General features: G+C 60.6%; 23 protein-coding genes and 1 pseudogene. 11 read left to right on the top strand and 13 right to left on the bottom strand.

Annotation, left to right across the window (positions count from 1 at the left end; all coding sequences use genetic code 11):
* Positions 1-30: 30 nt before the first annotated feature.
* From CTT34_RS04890 to CTT34_RS04880, 3 genes are all read right to left on the bottom strand, one after another.
* Entirely contained in the window at positions 31-1,824 is a 1,794-nt protein-coding gene (locus tag CTT34_RS04890) for an acyl-CoA dehydrogenase (protein WP_159341443.1), read from the bottom strand.
* Positions 1,825-1,938: 114 nt separating this feature from the next.
* A complete protein-coding gene (locus CTT34_RS04885) occupies positions 1,939-3,309 on the bottom strand; it encodes an MFS transporter (protein ID WP_159341442.1) in 1,371 nt (456 codons plus the stop codon).
* A 135-nt stretch (positions 3,310-3,444) separates the two neighbouring features.
* Positions 3,445-4,083, bottom strand: coding sequence for a class I SAM-dependent methyltransferase (locus CTT34_RS04880; RefSeq protein WP_159341441.1), 639 nt, complete (start codon positions 4,081-4,083; stop codon positions 3,445-3,447).
* 39 nt (positions 4,084-4,122) lie between these two features.
* Between CTT34_RS04880 and CTT34_RS04875 the strand changes: the two genes are divergently transcribed.
* From CTT34_RS04875 to CTT34_RS04860, 4 genes are all read left to right on the top strand, one after another.
* Positions 4,123-4,506, top strand: a complete 384-nt coding sequence (locus CTT34_RS04875; protein ID WP_044627922.1) for a VOC family protein — start codon at positions 4,123-4,125, stop codon at positions 4,504-4,506.
* Positions 4,507-4,623: 117 nt separating this feature from the next.
* A complete protein-coding gene (locus CTT34_RS04870; protein ID WP_159341440.1) occupies positions 4,624-5,028 on the top strand; it encodes a DUF4870 family protein in 405 nt (134 codons plus the stop codon).
* Positions 5,029-5,031: 3 nt separating this feature from the next.
* The gene (locus CTT34_RS04865) at positions 5,032-5,964 is read left to right on the top strand and encodes a lysophospholipid acyltransferase family protein (protein ID WP_159341439.1); all 933 of its coding nucleotides are present in this window, start codon (positions 5,032-5,034) and stop codon (positions 5,962-5,964) included.
* Positions 5,965-5,975: 11 nt separating this feature from the next.
* Entirely contained in the window at positions 5,976-6,326 is a 351-nt protein-coding gene (locus tag CTT34_RS04860) for a DUF4870 family protein (protein ID WP_159341438.1), read from the top strand.
* 10 nt (positions 6,327-6,336) lie between these two features.
* Here the strand turns inward: CTT34_RS04860 and CTT34_RS04855 are convergent, their stop codons facing one another.
* Entirely contained in the window at positions 6,337-7,746 is a 1,410-nt protein-coding gene (locus CTT34_RS04855; RefSeq protein ID WP_159341437.1) for a mannose-1-phosphate guanylyltransferase/mannose-6-phosphate isomerase, read from the bottom strand.
* On the bottom strand, positions 7,743-9,338 hold the full coding sequence (locus tag CTT34_RS04850; protein ID WP_159341436.1) for an alkaline phosphatase family protein: 1,596 nt from the start codon (positions 9,336-9,338) through the stop codon (positions 7,743-7,745). Before CTT34_RS04850 ends, CTT34_RS04855 begins: the two co-directional genes overlap by 4 nt.
* A 203-nt stretch (positions 9,339-9,541) precedes the next feature.
* Between CTT34_RS04850 and CTT34_RS04845 the strand changes: the two genes are divergently transcribed.
* From CTT34_RS04845 to CTT34_RS04830, 4 genes are all read left to right on the top strand, one after another.
* A complete protein-coding gene (locus tag CTT34_RS04845) occupies positions 9,542-11,044 on the top strand; it encodes an OpgD/OpgG family glucan biosynthesis protein (RefSeq protein ID WP_254436457.1) in 1,503 nt (500 codons plus the stop codon).
* Positions 11,037-13,007 carry a glucans biosynthesis glucosyltransferase MdoH gene (gene mdoH / locus CTT34_RS04840; protein WP_159341434.1) on the top strand — a complete coding sequence of 657 codons (1,971 nt, stop codon included), beginning with the start codon at positions 11,037-11,039 and terminating at the stop codon, positions 13,005-13,007. Before CTT34_RS04845 ends, mdoH begins: the two co-directional genes overlap by 8 nt.
* A complete protein-coding gene (locus CTT34_RS04835) occupies positions 13,008-13,676 on the top strand; it encodes an FkbM family methyltransferase (RefSeq protein ID WP_254436456.1) in 669 nt (222 codons plus the stop codon).
* A 170-nt stretch (positions 13,677-13,846) separates the two neighbouring features.
* A complete protein-coding gene (locus tag CTT34_RS04830; protein WP_159341433.1) occupies positions 13,847-14,647 on the top strand; it encodes a creatininase family protein in 801 nt (266 codons plus the stop codon).
* Here the strand turns inward: CTT34_RS04830 and ribA are convergent.
* Positions 14,644-15,747 carry a GTP cyclohydrolase II RibA gene (gene ribA, locus CTT34_RS04825; protein WP_159341432.1) on the bottom strand — a complete coding sequence of 368 codons (1,104 nt, stop codon included), beginning with the start codon at positions 15,745-15,747 and terminating at the stop codon, positions 14,644-14,646. The genes CTT34_RS04830 and ribA overlap by 4 nt on opposite strands.
* A 97-nt stretch (positions 15,748-15,844) precedes the next feature.
* Between ribA and CTT34_RS18415 the strand changes: the two genes are divergently transcribed.
* Positions 15,845-16,669 carry a RibD family protein gene (locus tag CTT34_RS18415; RefSeq protein WP_366070196.1) on the top strand — a complete coding sequence of 275 codons (825 nt, stop codon included), beginning with the start codon at positions 15,845-15,847 and terminating at the stop codon, positions 16,667-16,669.
* Between the two features lie 108 nt (positions 16,670-16,777).
* Here the strand turns inward: CTT34_RS18415 and CTT34_RS18410 are convergent.
* From CTT34_RS18410 to CTT34_RS04805, 4 genes and pseudogenes are all read right to left on the bottom strand, one after another.
* Positions 16,778-17,647, bottom strand: a pseudogene (locus CTT34_RS18410) (lysylphosphatidylglycerol synthase transmembrane domain-containing protein); the annotation flags it as partial.
* A gap of 3 nt (positions 17,648-17,650) precedes the next feature.
* Entirely contained in the window at positions 17,651-19,585 is a 1,935-nt protein-coding gene (locus tag CTT34_RS04815) for a glycosyltransferase (RefSeq protein WP_159341430.1), read from the bottom strand.
* The gene (locus tag CTT34_RS04810; RefSeq protein WP_159341429.1) at positions 19,582-19,980 is read right to left on the bottom strand and encodes a 6-pyruvoyl trahydropterin synthase family protein; all 399 of its coding nucleotides are present in this window, start codon (positions 19,978-19,980) and stop codon (positions 19,582-19,584) included. Before CTT34_RS04810 ends, CTT34_RS04815 begins: the two co-directional genes overlap by 4 nt.
* Before the next feature lie 34 nt (positions 19,981-20,014).
* Positions 20,015-20,995 carry a zinc-dependent alcohol dehydrogenase gene (locus CTT34_RS04805; protein WP_159341428.1) on the bottom strand — a complete coding sequence of 327 codons (981 nt, stop codon included), beginning with the start codon at positions 20,993-20,995 and terminating at the stop codon, positions 20,015-20,017.
* 259 nt (positions 20,996-21,254) lie between these two features.
* On the opposite strand from CTT34_RS04805, the gene CTT34_RS04800 reads away from it, so the two are divergent.
* Entirely contained in the window at positions 21,255-21,974 is a 720-nt protein-coding gene (locus tag CTT34_RS04800) for a CDP-alcohol phosphatidyltransferase family protein (protein WP_159341427.1), read from the top strand.
* A 287-nt stretch (positions 21,975-22,261) separates the two neighbouring features.
* Complete coding sequence (locus tag CTT34_RS04795) at positions 22,262-22,822, top strand: manganese efflux pump MntP (protein WP_159341426.1); 561 nt, start codon at positions 22,262-22,264, stop codon at positions 22,820-22,822.
* A 110-nt stretch (positions 22,823-22,932) separates the two neighbouring features.
* Here the strand turns inward: CTT34_RS04795 and bla are convergent, their stop codons facing one another.
* Genes bla through CTT34_RS04780 form a run of 3 tightly spaced genes read right to left on the bottom strand, consistent with a single transcriptional unit; the run spans position 22,933 to position 24,814 of the window.
* Positions 22,933-23,823 carry a class A beta-lactamase gene (gene bla / locus CTT34_RS04790; RefSeq protein WP_390620251.1) on the bottom strand — a complete coding sequence of 297 codons (891 nt, stop codon included), beginning with the start codon at positions 23,821-23,823 and terminating at the stop codon, positions 22,933-22,935.
* 48 nt (positions 23,824-23,871) lie between these two features.
* A complete protein-coding gene (locus CTT34_RS04785) occupies positions 23,872-24,300 on the bottom strand; it encodes a GFA family protein (RefSeq protein ID WP_159341424.1) in 429 nt (142 codons plus the stop codon).
* Between the two features lie 43 nt (positions 24,301-24,343).
* The gene (locus CTT34_RS04780) at positions 24,344-24,814 is read right to left on the bottom strand and encodes a GNAT family N-acetyltransferase (RefSeq protein ID WP_159341423.1); all 471 of its coding nucleotides are present in this window, start codon (positions 24,812-24,814) and stop codon (positions 24,344-24,346) included.
* Between the last annotated feature and the right edge of the window lie 7 nt (positions 24,815-24,821).

Below are 24,821 nucleotides of genomic sequence, written 5' to 3'. Positions count from 1 at the left end.
AATACCGCCGCCCATAAGGCGGCGGTGGCGTTAGTGAGCCGCGCTATCGAACTGGCTAAAACACTGCCAGCCGGCCTCGACCACGGCACGCTGGGCGCGGCCAACCGGCAGCCATTGGTGAATGGCAAACTCGGCGCTGCACAGTTTGGTGCGGTAAAAAGGCTCATCGCTGCCGCCGTCTACAGCCTGTTGGGCATGCAGCGCCGCGATGCCCATTTGCCAAGCGCACAGCACGTGCCCGGCCAGGTTCAACAGCGGCGTGGCGTATGCCTGTACGGCATCGGGGCCGTGTTCAGGGTCGCTGCCCTGCTCCAGTACCAAGGCCATGGCGGCGCGCAGGTCGTCAGCACCGGCGGCGAGTGCACTGCCCATGCTGGCCAGCGACGCTTCACCCCGCAGCGCTTCGGCCGTTTTATGCACGTCATCGATCAGCACAGAGAGCGCCGCACCGCCGTCTCGCTGCAGTTTTCGGCCAGCCAAGTCCAGCGCTTGAATGCCGTTGGTGCCTTCATAGATAGGCGCAATGCGCGCATCCCGCAATAGCTGGGCCGCTCCGGTCTCTTCCACGTAGCCCATGCCGCCGTGCACCTGCACGCCCATGGAGGCGATATCCACCGCTTGGTCGGTCGAGAAGCTCTTCACAACCGGGATCAATACATCAGCGCAGGCCTGGGCAGCTTGGCGTTCGGCGTCGCTCTCTGCACGGCGGGCGATATCCAACTGCCCGGCACAGTAGAGCGCCAGGGCACGCAGCGCATCGGTGCGGGCACGCATGGAGAGCAGCATCCGGCGCACATCAAAGTGGTCGCTAATGGTGCATTCGCTGCCGCCCCGCTGTTTGGGCGAGCGGCCTTGGGTGCGTTCGTGGGCGTAGGCAAAGGCGTGCTGGCAGGCGCGCTCGGCCACGCCAATGCCTTGAATCCCGACTTTATGGCGCGCCTCATTCATCATGGTAAACATATGGTTCAACCCGCGGCCTTCCTCGCCTACGAGGTAGCCTACGGCACCGCCGTTTTCCCCAAAGCTCAGCGTACAGGTGGGCGAGCCGTGAATGCCGAGCTTATGCTCGATGGAGGCGCAGGTGACGTCATTTCGCTCGCCGAGCGTGCCGTCGTCGTTCACCAGAAATTTGGGAACCAGGAACAGCGAAATCCCCTTATTACCTTCCGGGGCATCGGGCTTGCGGGCAAGGACGAGGTGAATGATGTTCTCGGCGGCGTCGTGTTCGCCCCAGGTGATGTAGATCTTTTGGCCACTGATGCGGTAGTGCTCGCCTTCTGGAACGGCTTTGGTACGCACTTTGGAGAGGTCCGACCCCGCTTGAGGTTCGGTGAGGTTCATGGTGCCGGTCCAGGAGCCCTCAACCAGCTTGGGCAGGTAGGTCGCTTTTAAGGCATCGCTGCCGTGATGGGCCAGCGCCTCGATGGCACCGGCGGTGAGCATCGGGCATAGCCCTAACGCCATGTTCGCGCCGTGGAGCATCTCCTGCACCGCACTGGCAACCACTTCGGGTAGGTTCTGCCCGCCCAGCTCTTCAGACACGCCAATACCGTTCCAGCCGCCCTCCACATACGCTTGATAGGCGGCGGCAAAGCCTTCAGGAGTGGTGACGCTGCCATCAGTATGGCGCTTAGCCCCCTGGCGGTCGCCGGTGCTGTTGAGCGGGCCCCACACATCGCCCGCCAGCTTCGCGGCCTCTTCCAGAACGGCCTCGACGAGATCTGGCGTGGCCTCTTCGAATCCCGGTAGCGATAGGGAGTGGTGGGCTAACATCTCTTCGAGCACGAAGCGAAAATCACGGACCGGGGCGGCGTAATAATTCATGGCAAAACCTCAGGCGACGGCGGTAAAAGTAGTAAAAACACTATCGCCGATAGTAGTTTCCCTAGTCTCACCACACTATTAGCTTAAGGTCTCACCTGTCGCCGCCTTAGCGGCTTATTTGCGCACCTCGGTTTCCACGTCATCGTAGTAGGTGATGTGGCTCTCGTCTTCTTGGGGCGGCCCCACTACCGGCTCAGCCACGTCGACTTCGGGCACGACGTCGGAAAGGTCTTCCAGGTGCTCGTGTTCGAGCGCCCCTTGTACCAGCTCTTCGGTCACCACCAGCTCAGCACCGGCGGCGGTCATTGGGGTGGTGGCGTTGAACGGTGCCACTGGCACCGGTGCCGGGCGCACGCTACGCCGCCATCCGAAGAACAGCACGAAGAATAGACTGAGGGAGCCAAACGCCCAGAACAGGCCCGCATCGCCCATGGCGGTCATCACCGGCGAGATCATCAGCGGGCTGATGGTGGCACCAATCGAGTTGATCAACAAAAGTCCCTGGCTCATCCGCACCAGTGCACCGGCAGGCGCACGGTCGGCAGCATGGCTAACGGCCACCGGGTACAGCGCGAACACGCCACCACCCAACAAAAAGAGCAGTACGGCGAGCAACGGCGTGGAGAGCGGCAACCACAGCATGGCCGCTGAAATCACCACGCAGAAGGCGCTGATACCAATCAAGACCATCTGGCGATCATGGCGATCCGACCAGCGGCCAATGGGGTACTGCAGCAGCATCGCCCCCATGATAACGACGGCCATCATTTGGCCGACCTGATTGACGCTCATGCCAATGCGCTGCAGGTAAAGCGGCAGCAGCGTGTAGGCGGCAGCGACCACCATGCCAGAACCGAGACTGCCCATGACGCCGGTGGGGGTCATGGTGATCAAACGGTGCGGCGGTAGCGGTTCGGCGTGCTCGATGAGCGGCGACACCCGGGGAATCATCGCCATGGGCAGTACCGAGAGCGACGCCAACAGGCCAATCACCATGAAGGGCGCGGTGTCGCCCATGGCGCTGGTGATACCGAGCATGAGCTGCCCCAGTACCCCGGCGGCGTAAAGAGAGATCATATAAAGCGCCAGCAGGCGGCCGCGCACTTTCTGGTCGCCCGCCGTGAGCAGCCAACTCTCGATGACCAGATAAACACCCACCGTGGCCCAGCCGCCGATCAAACGCAGCGCAAACCATGCCCAAGGTTCGAAGAAAAGGCCTTGCAGCAGTACCGTCACCGCGACCAGCGAGGCAAAGCTGCCGTAAGCGCGAATATGACCAATGCGCAGCAGCAGGCGGTCGTTGACCATGGCACCCAGGGCTAGGCCGATGAAATAGGCCGACGAGACAATCCCGATCACCGTCGCCGATTCGCCCGCTGCGTCCAAACGCACGGTAATCAGCGTAGCGAGAAAGCCATTGCCAATCCCAAGAATAAACAGCCCTAGTAGGGGCGCTAACGCCATGGCCAGCAGTTGCCGCGACATGCGTACCTCACCTTGCTCAATGGATGAATCGTTGCCGTTAACACGCCATCACATCAAACAGGCAAGAAAACGGGCGCGCAATTATTGCTTCCATAGGCGCAAAGTCAATGCTTTTTCGCCCTTATAGCAAGCAGATTAGTGTTTTCTAAAAATTACCACGTCGTTGCCAGTAAATTCGACTGTTAAACCCTGTTCAGCCGCCCACCAGCGGAAGGTCGCTTCACTAAAAAAGCAGACGTGGGTTGGGTCGTTAATATAGTGCCAGCGGGCGAAGGCTTCTTGGCTCGTCACTCGCTTGGTCATCAGCCCAAGATAGCCTCCGGGTAGCAGTTGCGCGACCCGCAGGTTCAGCACCTCGCCCGGTGCCGCCAAGTGCTCCACTACTTCGGTGGCGGTAATGAAGTCATACTGGCGAGTCAGATTCGCGGCATGGGGCGCGTAAAAGATGTCATACACATCTATATCAAAGCCCGCTTCCTCAAACATCACCGAGAGCGTTGGCCCAGGGCCGCAGCCAAAATCCAGCCCTCTTGCGCCAGGAGCTAGCTTTGTTGCCAACGGATTAAATAAACGCCCCAAAAAGCGCCGATATCCCGTATCCTGCGGCGAGTTTTGGTGCTGGTCGTACTCGGCTTTTTCGGCGGCAGCGGTTAAATGCTGCTCGCTAGGCACAAACACTAGCGCACACGTGGCACACTGGTAGTAATCACGGCGACGGTCTTGGTGGTACAGCGCAGACTCCTGCGCGTGGCATAGCGGACAGCGTCGCATCATCGTATTCTCTGGTTTTACGTTTGTATTAAGGAAAGAGGCATGCTCTCAGGTCTGGATCATCTTGTGGTTACCGTGACCGATATGGGTCGCGCAGTGGATTTTTACTCTCGTGTATTAGGCCTGGATGTACGCTATCGGGACGCTCAGCGCGTTGACTTGATGCTGGGTGACACGGCCCTGCGCTTGCACCAAACCGATACCGATATCGCGCCCATTTCAGCCACGCCGACACCGGGCAGCCTGGATTTATGCCTGCGCTGCCAGCTACCGCTGGACGAGTTTAAGCAGCACCTGGATGCACTGGCCATCGAGGTCGAGCTTGGCCCCGTGGCCCGCCAGGGTGCCAGCGGCCCCATCGAGTCGATTTACCTGCGCGACCCCGACGGCAACCTGCTGGAAATCTGCCGCCCGGCAGCGCGTTAAGTATGCCCCCGACGTGGGCGGCCTGCGGGTGATAAGTCGCCCCGCCCACGCTATCATAGCGGGCAGTCAAAGTGTCCGCTGGATGCTGGAATAGACCTGATCAAAGAAGGAACGCCCATGCGCGATGACGCCCCGCTGGAAGGTGAAGTGGTCGACCGCCACGCCACGCCGGACGAGACCTCCGCCACCACCCCGCCCCCGGACACCACCATGGCCATGGTGAATTATGCCCTCTATCTCGCCAGTTTTGTGGTGGGCTTTACGTCACTGATCGGCGTCATCATTGCCTACGTGTACCGTGGCAAGGGTCCGGCTTGGCTGGATGAACACTACCGCTACCAGATTCGCACCTTCTGGATCGGCCTTCTGTACGGCAGTGTTGCCACCCTGCTCACGCTCATTCTGATCGGTTTCCCCATGCTGCTCGCGCTGGCCGTGTGGTTCATCGTGCGCTGCGTAAAGGGCTTTAAAGGGCTGCAGGAGAAGCGCGCGCCCTCCAATGTCGATAGCTGGCTACTGTAACCCATGACCGAACAGGCAACTCCCCCTGCATCGCGCTTTCAAGCCCGTGCCATTGCAACGCTATGGCGCACGCTCTCCCGCTGGCCGGTGCGCTGGCTCTGGCGCATTGCGGCTCTGGTCGGCCCGCAGGTGTATCGCTTTAGCAAACGCGAGCGCAAGGTAACCGAGATCAATCTGAAGGTGGTCTACCCCGACGCGCCTGCCAATCAACGGCAATCCCTGGCCAAACAGAGCCTACAGCACTCCACCGCGACGATGCTGGAACTCGGTCACGCCTGGATGGCCCCGCCCGAGAAGGTAGAAGCCAGCATTCTAGCGGTACATGGCCGCGACAAGTTGGACAGCGCCCGGGCCGAGGGGCGCGGCGTGATCGTGCTGGCTCCTCACTTTGGCAACTGGGAAGTGCTGAACTTTTGGCTCTCCAGCCACTTTCCGTTTACCGCGATGTACGAACCGCCCAAAATCGCTGACTTAGAGCCGATTATCCGCCATGGCCGCGAGCGCATGGGCGCAAAGCTAGTACCCACCAACCCGCGGGGCGTGGCGGCGCTGCTCAAAGCGCTGAAGCGTAGCGAGGCGATTGGTATTTTGCCGGACCAAGAGCCGGATTGGGGCAGCGGCGTGTTTGCGCCGTTCTATGGCCGCGATGCCTATACCGCCACGCTGTTACCCAAGCTGGTGGCGCGCACCCAAGCGCGGGTAGTCACCGGTGTGGCTCTGCGCATTCCTGGCAAAGGCTTCGAGATTCACTTTCTCGATGCCGACGAGCAGGTGTATAGCGAGGAGGATGCCACGTCCGCCACCGGCGTAAATGCCAGCGTCGAAGCTTCCATTGCGCTGGACCCAGCGCAGTATCAGTGGGAGTACAAACGCTACCGCAAAGTGGTGGAAGAGCAGCAAGGGCTGCCTAATGCCAACGACTTCCGTCTCTACTAGCGAGGATGGCCATGACTGAACGATACCTCCCCAAAGAGGATACGCGTCCGCCACAAATTATTTATGCGCTTTATTTGGCAGGGCTCGTCACGGCCAACGTCACCCTGTTGATTGGTGTGATCATTGCCTATGTCTACCGTAAAGAAGCGGCCCCCTGGCTGCAGGCGCACTACCGCTATTTGATCCGCACGTTCTGGATCGGCAGCCTCTACTTTATCGTCACGTTTACCCTGAGCCTGATCTTTATCGGCACGCTACTCTGGCCGCTGCTGGTGGTATGGCTCGGCGTGCGCTGCATTATCGGCTGGGTGGCGGTGCGTAAAGGCCAGCCACCGGCACGGCCGGGTAGCTGGCTCTGGTAGGTACGCTCCATTACTCGTCGCTGTGGCGCGCGTACACGTCATCCAGTCGTTCGATGTCATCCTCGCCCAGGTAGCTACCGGACTGCACTTCGATCAGTTCCAGCGGAATTTTTCCCGGATTCTCCAGGCGGTGTAGCGCGCCAATGGGGATGTAAGTGGACTGGTTTTCGCTGACCAAAAACGTGCGCTCGTCCACCGTGACCTTGGCCGTGCCGCTGACCACCACCCAGTGTTCGGCGCGATGATGGTGGCGCTGCAGCGAAAGCCGCGCCCCAGGACGCACGGTAATATGCTTCACTTGGTAGCGCTCGCCGTTGTCCATGGCTTGAAAGCTGCCCCAAGGGCGATGTACCTGCGGCGAAGTATGCGGCTCGCTGCGCCCCGCTTGGCTTAGCGCCGCCACGAGCTGTTTAACGCCCTGCGCTTGGTCTCGATGCGCCACCAGTACGCTGTCTGAGGTTTCCACCACAATCAGGTCTTCAACACCCAGCGTGGCGACTAAGCGGTGGTTCGCCACCACGAGCGAGCGGCGGGTATCGCTCAGTACGCCATCGCCTGTCACCACGTTGCCAGCCGTATCCGGGATGTGCGTCGCCATCAGCGCATCAAAGCTGCCAATATCGCTCCACTGAGCGTCTAAAGGCACCACGGCTGCCTGCGCACAGTGCTCCATGACCGCGTAATCGATCGATTCGCTAGGGCAGCGCTGAAACGCCTGTTCGTCCAAGCGCAGAAAGTCCAGATCACGATGGGCACACGCCACCGCCTCTTGGCAGGCGGCCAGCATGTCAGGCTGAAGCCGTTCAAGCTCCGCCAAATAGCGGGAGGCGCGCAGCAAAAACATGCCGCTATTCCAGAGCGTGTCACCCTGCTCAAGCAGCGCTTTGGCATGCTCCAACGCGGGTTTTTCGATGAATGCTGCCAGATGGTGACCCTCCCCCAACGCGTCACCGCAGGCAATGTAGCCGTAACCGGTCTCTGGATGGGTCGGCACCACGCCAAAGGTCACGAGATAACCCTGCTCTGCGAGCGGTTCGGCACGCCGCACGCTATCGATAAACGCCGCTGCATCGCCAATAACGTGGTCAGCGGGTAGCACCAGCAGCAGCGGGTCTTCGCCGGATTGCCGCGCCAACAGGGCCGCGCAGGCAATCGCCGGGGCGGTATTGCGCCCTGCTGGCTCTAGCACGATCTGGCCCTCCTGCTGGGCTTCACGCAGCTGTTCGGCCATCAAAAATCGGTGCGAATGGTGCCCCATCAGCATCGGCGGTAGCGTCGTCAAGCCCTCAAGGCGAGTGAGCGTTTGCTGAAGCAGGCTCTGTTCGCCGGTTAAGCGCAAAAACTGTTTGGGCATCTGCTCTCGGGAGAGCGGCCAAAGCCGGGTGCCGCTGCCACCGCTCAAAATAACCGGTTGAATCATGGTGTCGTCCTTGGTGATAGTGCCGAGGGGCCAAAGTCCTGCTGCAGCCAGTGGCGCAGCTGGCTCATTCGCGGCGCATCCTGCGGGCGCGCTAGTGGAGGCAGCATACCCTCCACGAAACCGCGCTGTTTAAACGGTGCCAGCAACGCCGGGTCGCCGCTAATGATATGCACCGGAACCGCGGCACTGGCGTCATCGCCGGTAATCAGCGGTGCGGGCTGATGGTCGCCCAAGACAATCAGCAGCGTCTGCTCATCGGCCACTCGCGCGGCCCAGCGCCCGGTCACGCTAACAGCGTAGTCCACCGACCACGCGTAGTGATCGCGAATTCGCTCCAAATCTCGCCAAATCACTTCGGGCGGATCGCCTGCGTTTTCCCAGGGCGCATAGATACTCCCATCACCCACCAGCGACCAGTTTTCCAGCACCGGGAGCACCGGCGTCCAGGGCGCATGGCTGGAAATCAGCGCGAGTTGCGCAAAGACCGGCTCGTCGCCCAATAGCTCGCGCTGGGTATAGTCCAGGGTAAATTGATCCGGCATGGTCACCCAGTTGAGCGGCGGCCCGGCGTAGGGGATATCCTTCGCTGCGGCGATTTGGTCGAAGCCGTAGGCCTGCCCCTCTGGCCACGCCAACGTAATCGCGGGCATCACGCTGAGTGTGCGCTGACCGGTGGCATGAAAGTCATCGATCATCGTCGAGTGGCCGCTCTCCAGCATCAGCCGATACCAGAGCTGATTGTCGATCCAGCGGCCACTCAGCGTCGTCGCATGGGCAAGCCACGACTGCCCACCGCGGATGGGGGATTCCACCAGCCCCGACACCACGTGCAGGCCACGGTTGGATAACCGACGCTTAAGGTCTTCCAACGTAAGCAGCAGCGTTCGGTTATAGCGCGGATCATCGAGAGCAGACACGCCGTAGGACTCGATGAACGTCAGCAGTACGTTCCGTCCAGCCAAGCCTGGCAAGGCCTGCGCCGCTAACGGAGACGCTTCTAACTGCTCACTGAATGCCTGCCGGGCCCGATGGGTATCGAGGATCTGCGCCCATTGAAAACGGGAGGTCGTGACCATCGGCAGCGCGGCATGGGGAACCAAGCGGTGGTGATTCGCCTCTAAAATGCTCATACCTAAGCTACCCACCAGCAACACGCTGGCTGTGACAACCACCCCACCTCGGCGCTTAGGGGGGCGAGCAGGCAGTAATAGGCGCAGCATCAGCCACAGCAAGCCAAGGAGCAGCATACCGCCTAGCAGCATCAGGAAAATTGCCGCCAGTTGGCCTACATTACCCACTAGCAGGTGGTAAATGGAGCGTACCAGCGGCACATCCAGGTAGAGGTTGAGCGGCCGCCCAAACGCCGTATAAGTCGCCGCCTCCCCCAAATTGGCCGCCGTAGCCAGTGCCAGGGCACTAACGACCCCGATACCCACCCAGCGCCGCCATGGGCCAGGGGGTAATAGCAGCATGGCGGAGGCGATGACCCATGCTTCCCATGCGATCAAAGGCGATAGCGTGCCAAAACGCCACCACAACGGGGCGACCAATAGCACGTTCAGCGCACAGGCCGTGACAAGGAGACGAAGCATTCATTCCACCACTAGCGTTGTAGAGAGCATCAGCGGTATAACCGATTGACGGCGTACGCGCGTCGCTGCGTTTAATCTTAATGTTTGACCCAGCTTGTTAAGCGTATAGTTTTTGTTTAAATATTTCACACAATGACGTGTTGTCCACTCTATCAGGTCACGAAAGGAACTCGCCCATGGGTTGTCGTAGGACTGCAAAATGGATGTTATCACTGAGTTGGGCACTCGCCCTGCCCGCCACCGCTAGCGAAGACGCCGTATTTCAACAGGTCGTGGCGCGTGCCCAACAGTTAGCCAATGCCCCCTATGAAGCGCCCGAGTCTTCACTGCCCGAGGCACTGCAATCGCTTAACTACGATGGCTACCGGCAAATTCGCTTCAATCCCGAACGTGCCTACTGGCACGACGACAGCCCCTTTAGCCTACAGCTCTTCCACAGCGGGTTTCTATTTCAAACGCCGGTAGCGCTGAACATGGTCGAGAATGGCGACGTCGTCCCTCTCGACTTTACCACCGACGATTTTCGCTACGATGGCGACGCCAGCGAACTGCTCGAACATGATTTGAGCGGCAGCGGACACGCCGGTTTTCGTCTCCACTATCCGCTCAATAATCCCGACTACGCGGATGAATTCGCCGTCTTTCTCGGCGCCAGCTACTTTCGTCTGGTTGGCCAGCATCAAGCCTACGGGTTATCCACACGAGGGTTGGCGATCAACACCGCCTCGTCTCAAGGCGAAGAGTTCCCGGCCTTTCGCGAGTTTTGGTTGGTCACACCAGACAGCGACGCCGAGAGCGTCACGCTGATGGCATTGATGGATAGCCCGTCGCTGAGCGGTGCCTACCGCTTCACCCTCACTCCCGGCGAGCACACCGAAGCGGAAATAGAAGCCGAGATCTTTGCCCGTGACGATATCGAAAAAGTCGGGATCGCCCCGCTGACCAGCATGTTCACCTTTGGGGAAGCGAGCGCCCAACGGCCGGATGACTTCCGCCCTCAGGTTCATGACTCCGATGGCCTGCTGATGCATACCGGGCAAGGCGAATGGATCTGGCGACCGCTGAGCAACCCATCGGCCGTACGCGTTTCAAGCTTTACCGATGATGCACCCCAAGGGTTTGGCCTCATGCAGCGCGAGCGCGACTTTGATCGCTACCTCGATCTAGAGGCCAACTACCACCGCCGCCCCAGCCAGTGGGTCGAGCCGCTGGAGGCGTGGGGCAAAGGTCACGTTGAGCTGGTGGAAATTCCCACGCCGGACGAAACCCACGACAACATCGTGGCCTACTGGGTCGCTGAGGACACGCTTAAGGCTGGCGACACTCAGCGCCTGCACTACCGCACCTATGCCCTGAACGAACAGCCTGAAGGGCACGCTCTGGGGAAAGTGATTCGCACCCGTCACGGCAGCGCCGCCGTGCCGGGTGAAGCGGACTCGCCTTCCGCCGAGCAGCGCCAGTTCGTGGTCGATTTTGCCGGCGGTACTTTGGAGGCACTGTCGGCCGATGCGGAACTCACGCTGGATATCAGCGTGCGAGAGGGCGAAGCGTTACTGCCCCAGGTCAAAGTGCTGCCCAATAGCGGTCGACGCGCCACGTTCAGGCTGCCTCCCAGCCGCCAGCCCAGCGATATCCGTCTGCGCCTGATGCGCGACGGTGAGCCCGTAACCGAGACCTGGAACTACGTGTGGTATCCCGATGCGTGATGTGCCTACGCTGACGCCCTCCATCCCGTGGCTCAACGCTCGGCGTGCGCTGCTGGCCACGCTGGTCATCGGGTCCAGCATCGTAGGCTGTCTAGCGATGGTCCACGTGGTCGACAACCTTGCGCTGGGTTGGCAAATCGCCATGCTGACGCTGTTTGGCCTCACCTTTAGCTGGATTGCGCTGGCCTTTTGGGGAGCCGTCTGTGGTTTCGTGATCTGCGCGTTACGCCTTGACCCCCTCAGTCTCAAACGCGTGACGACAGAGCGCCCAACCGCCAGCCGTTTGGTCAGCCGCACGGCGCTGGTCATGCCGATTTACGCCGAACCCCCGATTCCCACGATGGCGGGTCTTGAAGCCACCTGCCGCTCGCTGCTTCAGCAGCCCAGTGCACAGGACGAAGACACCGCGCGCGTGATCGGTCAGCACTTCGAAGTGTTCATTCTCAGCGATACCCAAGACCCCGCCCAAGCTGACGAAGAAGCCGCTCACGTGGCCGCGCTACAGCAGCGCTTGGCGGGGCAGCTCGCGGTGCATTACCGCCGTCGCCCCAACAATCACGGGCGCAAAGCGGGCAATATTGCCGACTTCTGCCGCCGCTGGGGCCGCCGCTACGACTATATGATCGTGCTGGATGCCGATAGCCTGATGAGCGGCGACACCCTGCTGCACATGGTGCATCAAATGCAGCGCTACCCCACCGTAGGGCTGATTCAAACCGTGCCCATTCCCGTGGGGCAACGCACGCTGTTTGGCCGTTTTACCCAGCTTGCCTCGGCGCTGTACAGCCCCATGCTGGCAGCGGGCCAGAGTTTTTGGCAGGGCGACGCCGCCAATTACTGGGGACACAATGCGATCATTCGTACCCGCGCCTTCATGGCCCACGCAGGGCTGCCAACGCTGTCGGGCAAACCGCCGCTTGGGGGCGAGCTTTTAAGCCACGATTTCGTAGAAGCGGCCCTGCTAAGGCGTGGCGGCTGGCAAGTACTGCTGGATACCTCGGCAACGGCGGCGCTCTCCCGGCACAACCCCCATGCCAGCGCGTCGCGCAACAGCTTCGAAGCCATGCCCAGCAATCTGCTCGATTTTGCCAAGCGCGACCGGCGCTGGCTCCAGGGCAACCTCCAGCACCTGCGCCTATTGACGGGCGCTGGCTTCCACATCATCAGTCGCCTGCACTTCTTCTTTGGTGCATTTGCCTACTTATCCTCTCTGGTGTGGCTGGGATTGCTAGTGTGCACCAGCCTCATGGTGGGCTACCACGCACTCGACGGTGCCACAGAGCCACTGTTGCCCAAGGCGCTATCCCTATGGCTATTGAGTACCACGCTAGGCATGCTGATGGCTCCCAAGCTGCTCGGATTACTGCTGACTATCTGCCAATGCCCCCACGCCTTTGGCGGGCGCTTCAAGCTGGTGGCCAGCACGCTGCTCGAGATCGTGTTTGCCGCGCTGATTGCGCCGCTGATGATGGCGTGGCACAGCTTGTTCATCATCAACGTGCTGATTGGCCGCGCCATCGACTGGCAAACTCAGCACCGGGGCGAGCGCTCGTTGAGCTGGCGTGAAACCTGGCGGCATACTGGGTGGATGACGCTCTGTGGGGTGCTGTGGGCAAGCCTGATGGCGCTGTTCTCTCCATCGGCGTTTGGTTGGCTGACCCCCGCTTGGCTTGGCCTCGTGGCCGCTGCCCCGCTGGTAAAATACTCAAGCAGCGGCACCTGGGGCGGCGTGGTCAGCCACCGGCTAGGGCTGCTGCACACGCCCAGCATTAGCCTGACACCGGCACTGCTCAAGGACTTTGCCGACCTGACGGCGCGCAGCTCTCAAGCGCTGGATACCCGTGGCGATCTCACGCTGAACGTGCCCCCCAACGAGCTGTATGGCGATATGCCTTGCCAACTGTTAAAACCCGGCAAGTCCTCTCAAGAGCCAGCCGTTTCCCGGGCGAAGGAGCCCCATTAGATGCCCTCTACGCTTCAACAGCTTCGTAGTGCCAGCGGCTTGGCCCGCTCCTTGTTCATATACTGGCGGCCTGGGCGGCAGCGCAGTTTGAAGCGGCTCTACCAGCCCTTTTTAGCACCGGGCGATATCGCCTTCGATATTGGCGCGCATTTGGGCGACCGCAGTGCCGCCTTTCAGTCACTGGGGGCGCAGGTCATTGCGCTAGAACCCCAGCCAGCGCTGGCCAAATGGTTTCAACGGCTGCTAAAAAGTCCCCATATCACCTTACTGCCTCTGGCGGTTGGCCCCGCCCCCGGCCATGCGGACATTGCCATCAGCGTGGGCAACCCTACGCTCTCGACGCTCGCTACCGAGTGGCGTCGCCAAGTCGGCGAGCGTAACCCGGGCTTCCAGCGAGTACGCTGGGAAGAGACGCTACGGGTGGAGATGACCACTTTGGATGCGTTGATCGACCGCTACGGCGAGCCTCGATTCATCAAGATCGACGTGGAAGGATTCGAGGCGGAGGTGCTGCAGGGGCTTAACTATCCCGTGGCCGCGCTGTCCGTGGAGTTCGTGGCGGGCATGCTCGAAGTGAGTCACGCTTGCCTAGCGCAGATTCAGCGCCTGGGCGACTACCGCTTCAACGCCATTGCCGGTGAGCAGCGCCAGTTCCGCTTCGATACCTAGCTTACGCCGGACGCCATGGCCGCATGGCTTGCCGAAGGGGCCGATCAGCTTGCCTCGGGAGACATTTACGCCTGTCGCAGCGACCACGCGCTATTATCAAACACGTGTGCCAAGCCCGGCGCGGCCCTTGGATGACACACGTTAATCACCCTATCGCAAACGGGATGTTCATGGTTTATCACTGGCAGCACCTGACCGCTCCTCAGCTTCACGCCCTATCGCCACGCGACCCGGTCGCGGTCATTACTCTGGGGGCCATCGAGCAACACGGCACCCATCTACCGCTGGGCACCGACCTCATCATCGGTGAAGGCTTGCAGGCGGCGATGCTGGAACGGTTGGACGCGCAGGATGCTCGCGTGGACGTCGTGTGCCTGCCCGCCATGGCCGTGGGCGCCAGCGATGAGCATGCAAGCTTTCCGGGCACGTTGAGCCTACCCGCCCCGCTGGCCATTGCCACGCTTGAAGCCTACGGCGAAAGCATTGCTCGCGCTGGCATTCGCAAGCTCGTACTGATCAACAGCCACGGCGGCAATAAAGCCGTCATGGATTTAGCGGCCCTCACACTCCGGCGGCGCTGCCATATGCGCGTGGTCAAAGCGACCTACACCCGGCTACCGCCACTGGAAGGCGCGATGAACGCCGATGAGCTGCGTTACGGGCTGCACGGCGGGCTGCTCGAAACCGCCATGATGCAGCATCTGGCACCGCAGCTCGTCACTCTAGACGGCTATTCCCCCACCGCCCCTGCCACTCCTGCGACAGGCGCGCTGGTGAGCCCCGAAGGCAGCGCCGCCTTTGCCTGGTTAGGGGAGGATTTAAGCGAGCACGGCGTGGCCGGGGATGCCAGCCACGCCAACGCTGCACTGGGTAAACGCCTCGTGGATCACTACGCCATGCAGCTTGCCCAAGTCGTTACGGAAACCGCACAGCTACCGCCGCTGGAAGTACCCGCGGCGGGCAGACGTTAACGACCGCGGCTTTCGAGCACTTCGTCCAAAAAGTGGCCCGCCCGGTTGGCTTTGGCACTCAGGTAACGGTGGTTGTGGTCCGTCACGCTGCCATACAATGCCTGGCGGGACACCACCTCGATACCGCCCTCTTTCAGAGCTGACATCTTCAGCGGGTTATTGGTGAGTAGCTGCACTTGCTCGATATTCAGTGCATTCAGCATGTCCACTGCCACGGCGTACTGGCGCTCGTCATCGCCAAACCCCAGCACCTGATCAGCATCTACGGTATCCAGGCCGCTATCCTGCAGGGTGTAAGCACGCAGCTTGTTCGCTAGACCAATGCCACGCCCCTCTTGGGCCAGATAGAGCAGCACGCCGCCCCCCATGGCCTGGATATCCGCCACGGCATTGCGAAGCTGCTCGCCACAGTCGCAGCGCAGGCTGCCAAACAGATCGCCGGTCAAACAAGCGGAGTGCATCCGCAGCGGCACCGGGCCTTCCAGCGCCTCGACCTGGCCAATCACGACCGCCACGTGCTCGCGCAGGCCATCCGGCTCACGGAACAGCACAAAGCGGCTGTTCGGGGCGTCTTCCAACGGAATACTCGCCTCGCTCACTCGCTTCAGCATGCCCGGTGCGCCCGCCAAGCACTTCTGCGCCTCGTCAGCCTTGACTTCTAACAGCCGCCCTTGAGCAATTTGCTCGGCAATATCGGCATGGGCGTCTTCGCTGACCACTGCGGTCAAAGCAGCGGGGATCAGCAGCGCACGGCGCATTAATGCCACGGCGCCCCGTTCGGCGGCCCCTGCGGGTTTCAGTCCGCTCAATAGCGCGCTGGGTTTGCTGCCGGAGTGGGCAACGGCCAACTGATGCAGCTCACGTTCGCTCACCTGCTCCGCCAGCGGTAGGCAAGCGGCTTCTGCAGTGAGCGATAATCCCATGGCTTCCAAGCGGTGGCGGGTGAGTACCAGCGCAGGACGCGCCCCGGATAAATGGGCCAGGGTATCCACCGAACGGCTGCCCTCTAGTGCTTGAACGAGAAGGCGCTGCTCACCGTTGCTGATCACGACCGGTAAACCACGACGAATATCGAAAATAGCGCGTTCAATTTGATACATGTAGGCCTCCAGGTTGCCTAATGATATGGGCAAAGGTTGCTTGCGTTGGGCAACATGGCCCCGCATGATCTGAGGTTATTTTCAGTGTGGAGGCGTCATGCCCGACTCCAGTAGTACATCCCATTCGATCGATATTGATACCGCGTGGCAGTGGCTGCTCGCTCAGCGCGAGAGAATTTCCAGCACGGCGGCGCTGACGGTCACCAGCGACGGTCGGTGGCACTCGCCACACACCGTGACGCCTCAGGCCGAGATGCTGTTGGACTGCCTGACGCCGCTGGCGTTGCGTCCCCACTGGGTAGTCGCCCAGTTGGGGCAGAGTCTGGATGGTCGAATTGCCACGGAAAGCGGGCACTCCCACTACATCAACGGTCATGACAGCATCGTCCATTTGCACCGCCTTCGCGCCCTGGCCGATGCGGTGCTGGTCGGTGCGGGTACCGCTGCCGCCGACAATCCCCAGCTCACCGTACGCCACGTCCACGGCTGCCATCCGACCCGGGTGGTACTTGATCCGCGCGGGCGCGTGCCAGGCGATTTGGCGCTGTTTCGCAGCAGTGACGTCGAGACCCTGCATATCACCGGGCCAGACGCGATGCCTGCACCGAGCCACGCGGAGCGCTGCGTGCTGCCATTGAACGCCCGCGGGCAGTTCGAGCCGTCGGCGGTCGTGGCACTGCTGGCGACACGCGGGCTTAAACGCGTGCTGGTAGAAGGCGGCGGTGTCACTATTTCTCAGTTCATCGAAGCGCAGTGTGTCGACCGTCTGCACCTGATGGTGGCCCCGCTGCTGATCGGCTCCGGCAGGCCCGGCCTGCAAATGACGCCCATCGAGACGCTGGAGAGCGCGCTGCGCCCCACGATGCGCTCGTTCCGGTGTGGCGATGACATGCTGTTCGACGTGGAGCTGGGTGCCGTCTAACCCACCGGTCGGGGCTGGGTTAAACGAGGTCGAGCCAGACGAAGGGGTTGCGTGAGCGCGTTTGGCAAACGCTACCCAAATGCCCGGCAGGCTGGAGAGCAGCACCAGCACGCCATACGCGAGCGAGATCGCCACCCCTTGAGCAGCGGGCAGACCGACCAGCACCCAAATACCCGCTGCGGCTCCTTCCCGCAGCCCCCAACCGGCAATCGAGAGAGGCACTAACATGGCCAGCAGCAGCACCGGTGCCAGCGCCAAGATGTCCAGAGCGGGCATCTCGCTGCCAATGGCACGAGCGGCGCAGACCATCACCAGTCCGTAGCTGATCACGATGGCCAGCGACGAGGCCAACTGCAGTGGCCATACCCGGCGCTCCAGCAGGCCGCGACGCACATCCCGCCCCAGCGCGACGCACCAGGACGGCAGCGTCGGCCCACGCTCGCGGCGACACCATATTCCCAGCGCGGCAACCACCAGTATCAAGGCGACCACCCCCGCAGCCAGAACGAGCAGACCCGTACTGCCCAGAGCAGCGTGCCACAGCGACGAAGTGAGCAGTGCCACCAAGGTCAGCAGCGCCACCGCCATTTGCCCAGACGCCCGCTCGATCACCACCGCCCGCCAAGCGCTACCCTTGGACGTAGCTTGACGAGCATGACGGTGGGCACGTCCAGCATCGCCCAACACGCCGCCCGGCAGCAGCTGGTTGACCAGCAGCGCCAAGTAGTACTCGCGCAGGGCGTACCGAAAGCGCAGCGGCACATCTACCCGGCCGGCGGTGAACTGCCAGCGCCACGCGCTGAGTATCACCTGTAGTACGCTGACCGCCAGCGCCGCCAGCACCCACTCGGGCGCTAGGCGTGTCACCTCGGCTAGAACGGCAGCGGGCTCTACCCATAGCGCCACGGCCACCAACAGCGCCACGCTGACGATGCCGCGCTGCACCCAAGGCCGACGCAGAAAGTGCCCGGCAGGCATGGGCTAGCCCTGCTCCGCTGGCAGCGCCAGCAGATCACGATGGCCCACCCAAACGCCCACTTGCCCACGCTCCACGGCATCCAGGCGCGCGGTGCGCCACTCGGCGATCCGCGTTGCCGCCTCCGGCGCCTGCTCGGTGGCCGCTTCCGCCCAGCCATTGATCAGCGAGCTGACGAGCGGCTGCTGCTCATGGCTCCCCGCGGCGAGCTGCCAAGGCGTAGCGGCCTCTTCCACCGCGTACCCCTGCTCCGCCATGGCGTGATAGAGCGCTCGGTGAGCCTCGCCGCCTAACGCCTCGCCCAGCCCTTTATCCCGCTGCTGATGGGCGTTGAACAGCCCCAGCACAAAGCGGTCTTCCGGGTCGTCGATGGGCTGCTGATCCGCATCGGTAAAGCACCACTCGCCGGTGACGCTCAAGCTCACTAGCAGCGCTTGACGATGAGCGGCACACTGCTGTGCCAGCGTGTCGATCCACTGCTGAGACACCAAGTCGATGAGCGCTGAAGCAGTGACCACATCCGCCACTTTCAGTGCCGAGTGATCGAGATTCGCAAGCGACGCGCAGTGGGTTTCCACGTTCAGCGACTGGCCCGTCGCATCATGAAGCGGCAGGGCACGACGGTGCGCCTCTCGTAACAGGGCGTCGTCGTGGTCGAACAGCGCCCACCGCTGCGCAGTGCTCAGCCGAGGCGCGAGAAACTGCATATTGCTGCCCCGCCCGCAGCCTAAATCTGCCAGCGATACCGGCGCTTCGCGCATGGATAGCCACGCATCGAGCCGGTTGACCAGCGCTTCACTGCGGGCGTGACTATCTACCGCTTCCCGCAGCGTGAGCCAGCTGGCCGCAAACTGGCTGCCCGCCGAGAGGTCGGGCGTACCTGTGCCATTCAACGCCTTGGCGAACTCAACGCCAGCGGCCTGCCAGTCGTTGAGAGCGCCTCGCGCCACCGCTACCCCGGCACGTAGTTCGGTACGTAGCGCCTCATGGGTGCAGAAGTTAGCAATCGCAGCGCTAAGTGCTTCCACATCGCCAGGAGCGACGCTGATGCCTGCGCCTTCCGGTAGGGTATCGCGCAGGGCGCCGCCAGTCGTGGTAATCACCGGCAGCCCGTGGGCCAACGCCTCGGTGACCACCATGCCGTAACCTTCGTACCAAGAAGGCAGCACCAGCGCATGGGCACGTTGGTACGCGGCCTCCAAGGTGTCGGCATCGCACTCACCGTGGAGAGTGACGCGCTCGGCAAGCCGATGTTCGTCAATGAGCTGCTGCACGCTAGCGCTAAATGCCGTATCGCGGGCCCCTCCGTAGCAGTCACACTGCCACTGGTCGCTATTCACGCGCGCCAGCGCCTTGACCAGCACATCCTGTCCCTTGCGCGGCGTGAGCGTGGCCACGCACAGCAGGCGGATGGGTTCACCCGGCGCAGGTGCGGGGCTGACCGGCGCGTGAGCAACGCCCGGCTCGACCACCGTAATGGGCGCAGTAATGGGCAGCGAGTAATCGCTGGCCAGTTCACTCAAACGGCGGGCGGTGAAGCGGCTAGTGACGATGACCCGCGCCGCCTCCGCCAGCCCCGTCAGCTCGCTGCGATGAAGATACTGCTGCTCGTCACTTGAGAGCCCTTGTTCATCGCCCAGCGGGTGATGCAGCAGCGACGTGATATCCAGCCGATCCGCATGGCGGGCCACCACATCGGGCAGTGCGCCCATGGCCAAGCCATCGATAATGACGCGCTCGCCATCGGCTAGGGTTTCCAGCGCGCTATCAAGCGCACGTTTTGCCGTTGCATCGGCCTGCGGAAAGCGCCCGTCCAGGCCGACCACGTCCACCTGAAGGCCCTGTTCGCGCAGTGCGGCAACGATCTGCGCATCGTAGATATAACCACCGGTACGCTGGTCCGGATCACCTGCTACTAGTAAGGTAAAGCGCTGGCTCATAGTGCCCCTTCGTAGCTGGCCCAGGCCACATGAGATTCATGTAGCTTGATGTCCATTTGCGTCAGGCCTTTGGCGGTCTCGCCCATACGGCCCGCTTTGATGGCAGCGGCGAGCTGGTCAAAAATCACTTTCGCCATGAACTCCGTCGTGGTGTTCTGGCCGTTAAACTCACTGACCTCATCGAGGTTGCGATAGTTGTAATTGGCCAGCACTTCTTTGACGGTCTCACTGGCGAGGCCAATGTCGATCACCAAGCCATCTTGATCCAGCTCTGGGCGCTGAAATACGACATCGACCACATAGGTAGCGCCGTGGGTGCGCTGGGCCGGGCCAAAGATCTCGCCTTTGAAGCTGTGGGCAATCATGAAGTGATCGCGGACGCATAAACGGTACATGGCAACTCCAGTCGGAAACTAACGGTTAAGGGGTTTAGGGGTAGCGAATTCGGTGGCAAAGCGCCGTGCTCTGTGGACTAAACAGCGCCGGGGCTCGTTGAGAAAAATCGATAAAATCGCACTCGCTGCTGATCAACGCCTCCAGGGCGGGGTCCGCCAACAGACGTAGCGCCACGCTCAAGCGGCGGCGATAGTTCCAGCGCGGTTGCAGCTTGGCAGGCAGCTGACCCACTTGGCTCGCGCGCAAAGTCAGCCGCTGGGAATGGAAAGCCCCGCCGAGGGGCAGTGCCACCTCCCCTTGGCCAAACCAGCTCATCTCGATAACACGCCCTTCATTGCCGACCCGCTCCATAGCCAGACGCAGACCGTCCGGGTGGCCGCTGGCGTGAATCACGCAGTCTTGATCGTTGGGCGCTTGTTCAGGCAGGGAAAACGGTACGCCGAGGGCGCGGGCAAGAGATTCACGCTCGGGATTGATATCGACCAGCGTGACCTCGACCCCCGCAATGCGCGCACACAAATACGCCACCAGCGCCCCCACCACGCCTGCGCCCATCACGCAGACGCGCTCACCCAACATGGGGTTGGCATCCCACACGCCGTTGAGGGCGGTTTCCATGTTGGCAGTGAGCACGGCGCGCTGGGCAGGTACGTCATCAGGGACCGGCACCACCCTGTCGGCAGGCACTACGTAGTGATCCTGATGGGGATAAAGACAAAACACGGTTTTATCGAGAAGTGAATCAGGGCCGTGAGTCACACGACCCACGCTGCAGTAACCGTACTTTACCGGGGTGGGGAATTCTCCGGCCTGGAAAGGAGCGCGCATCCGCTGAGTTTCGCTTTCCGGCACGCGGGCATGAAACACCAGAGATTCCGTGCCGCGGCTCACGCCGCTATACAGGGCACGAACACGCACTTCTGATGTATCTATTGTGGGCAGCTCTTCCTGCTGCAGTTCGCCGTGACCTGGGTGCGTTACCCAAAAGGCCACCGCCGTATCAGGCGCCGACATGACATTTCCTTATCGTTGAAGCGCTGTTTCCATCCGTTGATCTTAACGTTACTAAGATATGGCGACTTTTCAATGGCTCACCTATAGCTTAGCGTAGAAAAGCAATCGGTCTATTAACGCTTGCCAACCTTCAACATTGTTTAAGTGGGGAACTTTTTGGGATGCTAACCACCATACAGCCTATACAATAATGGTACATAGATAAATTATTGCATCACTAATTTCAACTGCGGACGACCGCGCCGCTTCGTGAGCCACCATGCCGCCTGTTTCTAACTCCTCCTCCTACCCACTGCCCAAGCGGCTGTTCAGCAGTCTCGAGCTGCTAATAGGCGCGCTGTTTCTCGTGGGTATGGGCATGCTGCTCGCGCCGCTCATGGCAAGCGCCGCCAACTGGTGGGCAGCCGGTATCTTCTATACGCTCATCAGCGGTTTGATCTTGGTGTTTTGGCCCCATGGCCCGCTAGGTTGGGCCAACCGGGTGACACTAGGACGCGCGGTGCTGGTCGCTCTGGTTGCGGGCGCGCTGGTGAGTGACGCTTTCATCGATGCCATTTGGCTATGGCTGGGTGTCTCGGTCATTGCTCTACTACTGGACGGCGTGGATGGTTGGATTGCCCGCCGCACCCGAAGCCACTCGCCTTTTGGCGCGCGCTTCGATATGGAACTGGATGCCCTGCTGATCATGCTGCTCTGTGTTGGCTTGATCATGGAAGAGGGGCTGGGGCTGTGGGTGCTGCTGATTGGCGGCATGCGCTACTTATTCGTGGCCGCTAGCCTTCTCTTCCCTTGGCTAGATGCACCGCTTAATGAGAGCTACCGCCGCAAAGCCGTGTGCGTCTGGCAGGTCGTGGCGATGCTGTTGGCGTTAACGCCACTGACTTCGCCTTTGTTAGCAGGGCTGCTTGCGTTTAGCGCGTTAGTCACGCTGGTTTACTCTTTCGGCGTGGATGTTAAGTGGCTGTATCAACATCGCTAATTCTAATCGGCGTTAAATAATGCGTCTTTAAAAAGCCGCCTGACGTTTTCAACCAGGCGGCTTTTCATTTAACCACTATGCAACTAAACGTCAAAACACCAACAAAATCAGCTAGTAGACACATTGTTAACCAAAGCTATGTTTGTTCGCTATTACAAACTTTATTTTTCGCAAACCGCCTTGTTACCAGCAAAAAACCTGATAGGATTCAGCGCTATTCAATATTCTCCTTTTACACTCAAGTAAGCATTTTAAAGATCGCGTTTTATCTAAAGAGCCTATCTACCATGACGCCTGTTGCGCTACTGTTTCTTGCGGTTTCCATGTCGGCGGATGCATTCGCAGCCTCCATCAGTAAAGGCGCCGAACTCAGCAAGCCCCGCTTCCGACATGCCCTGGGTATTGGCTTGGTGTTTGGCATCATCGAAGCGATGACACCGGTGCTGGGCTGGGTGGCTGGCAAGGCGTCTCAACAGTACGTCGAAGCCTGGGACCACTGGGTGGCGTTCACCCTACTTTTCATCATTGGCCTGCACATGATGCATGAAGGGCTGAAAAAAGAAGAAAAGGTAGCACACCGCAAACAAACGCTATGGCTGCTGATACTGACGGCTACTGCCACCAGCTTAGACGCCATGGCGGTAGGCGCTAGCCTGGCGTTCATCGACGTGAACATCATTACCACCAGCCTCGCCATTGGCCTTGCCACCACCGTCATGGCATCCATGGGGACGCTGCTAGGCCACAAACTGGGCAAATACGTTGGCCACTGGGCAGAACTTGTAGGCGGGGTCGTGCTGATTGGGATTGGAGTAATGGTGGTGGTGGAGCATACGGGGATTTTATAGGCTTACCGTCATTCGCTAAATTCAATAACGCCAGAACGGTTAGCGATTTAGCAACTCTACTTAAGCGCTTTTATAAAAAAACGGGTGGCCAATTGGCCCCCCGTTTTTTATTAATGAGCTGCCAACGATTCTTGAACCACTTCACCTAAAGAAGCAATAGCCGCATTGCGCTCTTCAAATGATGCCTCGGTTTCGGTGATATAAAGCACCACGACGGTGGGTGCCTGCTCCGGTGGCCAAATAATCGCGGTAATTGAGCGTGAGCCGTAACCGCCTGCGCCGGTTCTGTCCGCAATTATCCAATCAAACGGCATGGCGGCACGGAACAGGCCATCCGCCACCGCATTGCCCATCATCCACGCTTCCAACTGCTGGCGAGACTCATCTGATAACACATCTCCAAGCACCAGCTTTTCCAGCGTGGCCAGCATGGCGTTGGGCGTGGTGGTATCGCGCTCATCCCCTGGGGTGGCCTCGTTTAGCTCGGTCTCATAGCGGTCTAGGCGGGTAACGGGGTCGTCCATACTCCGCACGAACGCCGTGATGGCTTCCGGCCCACCTAACGCTTGCAGCACGAGATTAGCAGCGGTGTTGTCGCTGGTGGTCATGGTGGCATCGCACAATTCAAACAGCGTCATCGGCTGGTGGCCCGCGTACTGCTCGGTGACCGGCGAGTAAGTCACCAACTCCGATGCTTCAAAACTGACCTCGGTTTCCAGCGCCAGCTGCCCCTCATCCACCTGCTCCAGTAGCGCGCCGCAGGCCAGGGTTTTAAAGGTGCTGGACATGGCAAAGCGCTCATCCGCATTCACTTCCCAGCGCTGGCCTGTGGCTATGTTGTGGGCAGCAAAGCCAATGCGCGCATCCAGAGTTTGCTCTATGCGCTCAAGCTCAGCGGCAATCCGATCCTCCTGCGCCATAACAGTGGCAGAAGCGAAAAATAAGCAAGCCGACAGCGCAGCACGCATCCAGCGTGATTGACGGTGATTCATTGTGTGCATTCCTAAGCAGTGAGGAAAAGGTTCGAGGTGAGTGTAGCGCTATTCTGGCTAAACCTGCTGAAGTGCGCTGTGCAGCGCCTGTAGACTCTCGGGGGAGGCATCAAAGCGCTGGCAGTGGGCGGCTTCCTGCTCCCAGGCGGCGGCAGAGGTCACGTGAAGATGGACGGCGACCCTGGCAGTGGTATCACCTTCTAATAACCCTGCTGGCACCCACATCCAGTCGCTACCGAGCAGTTGGTTGGGTACCGGACTGCCGCATGTCGCGCAAAAATCGCTTCGGTAGCCACTTTCACGCTGATAAGAACGGATATTCCCCTGCCCCGAAAGCCACTGGAACTGCTCGCTCTGCACAAAGGTGGCCGCATTAGCAGCGGCACCGGTTGCCTTACGGCATAACGAACAGTGGCATTGGTACAGATGAGGCAGCTCGCCTGCAATCTTAAACGCCACTTCCCCACACAGGCACTCGCCTTTCATTTCCTTCTCCTTAAGGAATTTTTAATACGCCACCGCTTTCGCGCTACTCCACGCTGGCGTTATACAAGATCACCTCATCCCCTGAGCCATAGCCACTAATCACCGCCGCGCGGGAGACGCCTAGCGTAGATTGATATAGCTTCTCTGCGAAGTTGCCTTCCGAGGTGGTTACCATCACCGCTCCCACGCCACAGCCCTGGCGGCGCACGTGGGCTTTGAACAGCGCTAGCGACTCCACAATAAGCTGTTTACCCAGCCCCTTACCCGCCGCATCTGGGTGAATGCCGATTTGTTCCAGCTCGATAATGCTCTTTTCCCGAAAGCCGTTCTTCACGCACCAAAGAATATAACCGCGCACTTGGCCTTCCACTTCGACCACGTAGTAAACGCCCTTTGGGTAGGCGTTAAACGACGCCTCTATCCACTTGACGTGGTTTTTCTCGCGGGGGAAACAGGCCTGATACACCTGGGCGATAGCGGCAATATCGGTTCTTTCTGCAGCTCTTACGGTCACTTTAAAA

The organism is Halomonas meridiana (assembly GCF_009846525.1).
Taxonomy (GTDB): domain Bacteria; phylum Pseudomonadota; class Gammaproteobacteria; order Pseudomonadales; family Halomonadaceae; genus Vreelandella.
The sequence above is the reverse complement of the archived record's forward strand: the minus strand, read 5'-3'. Positions and strand labels throughout refer to the sequence as shown.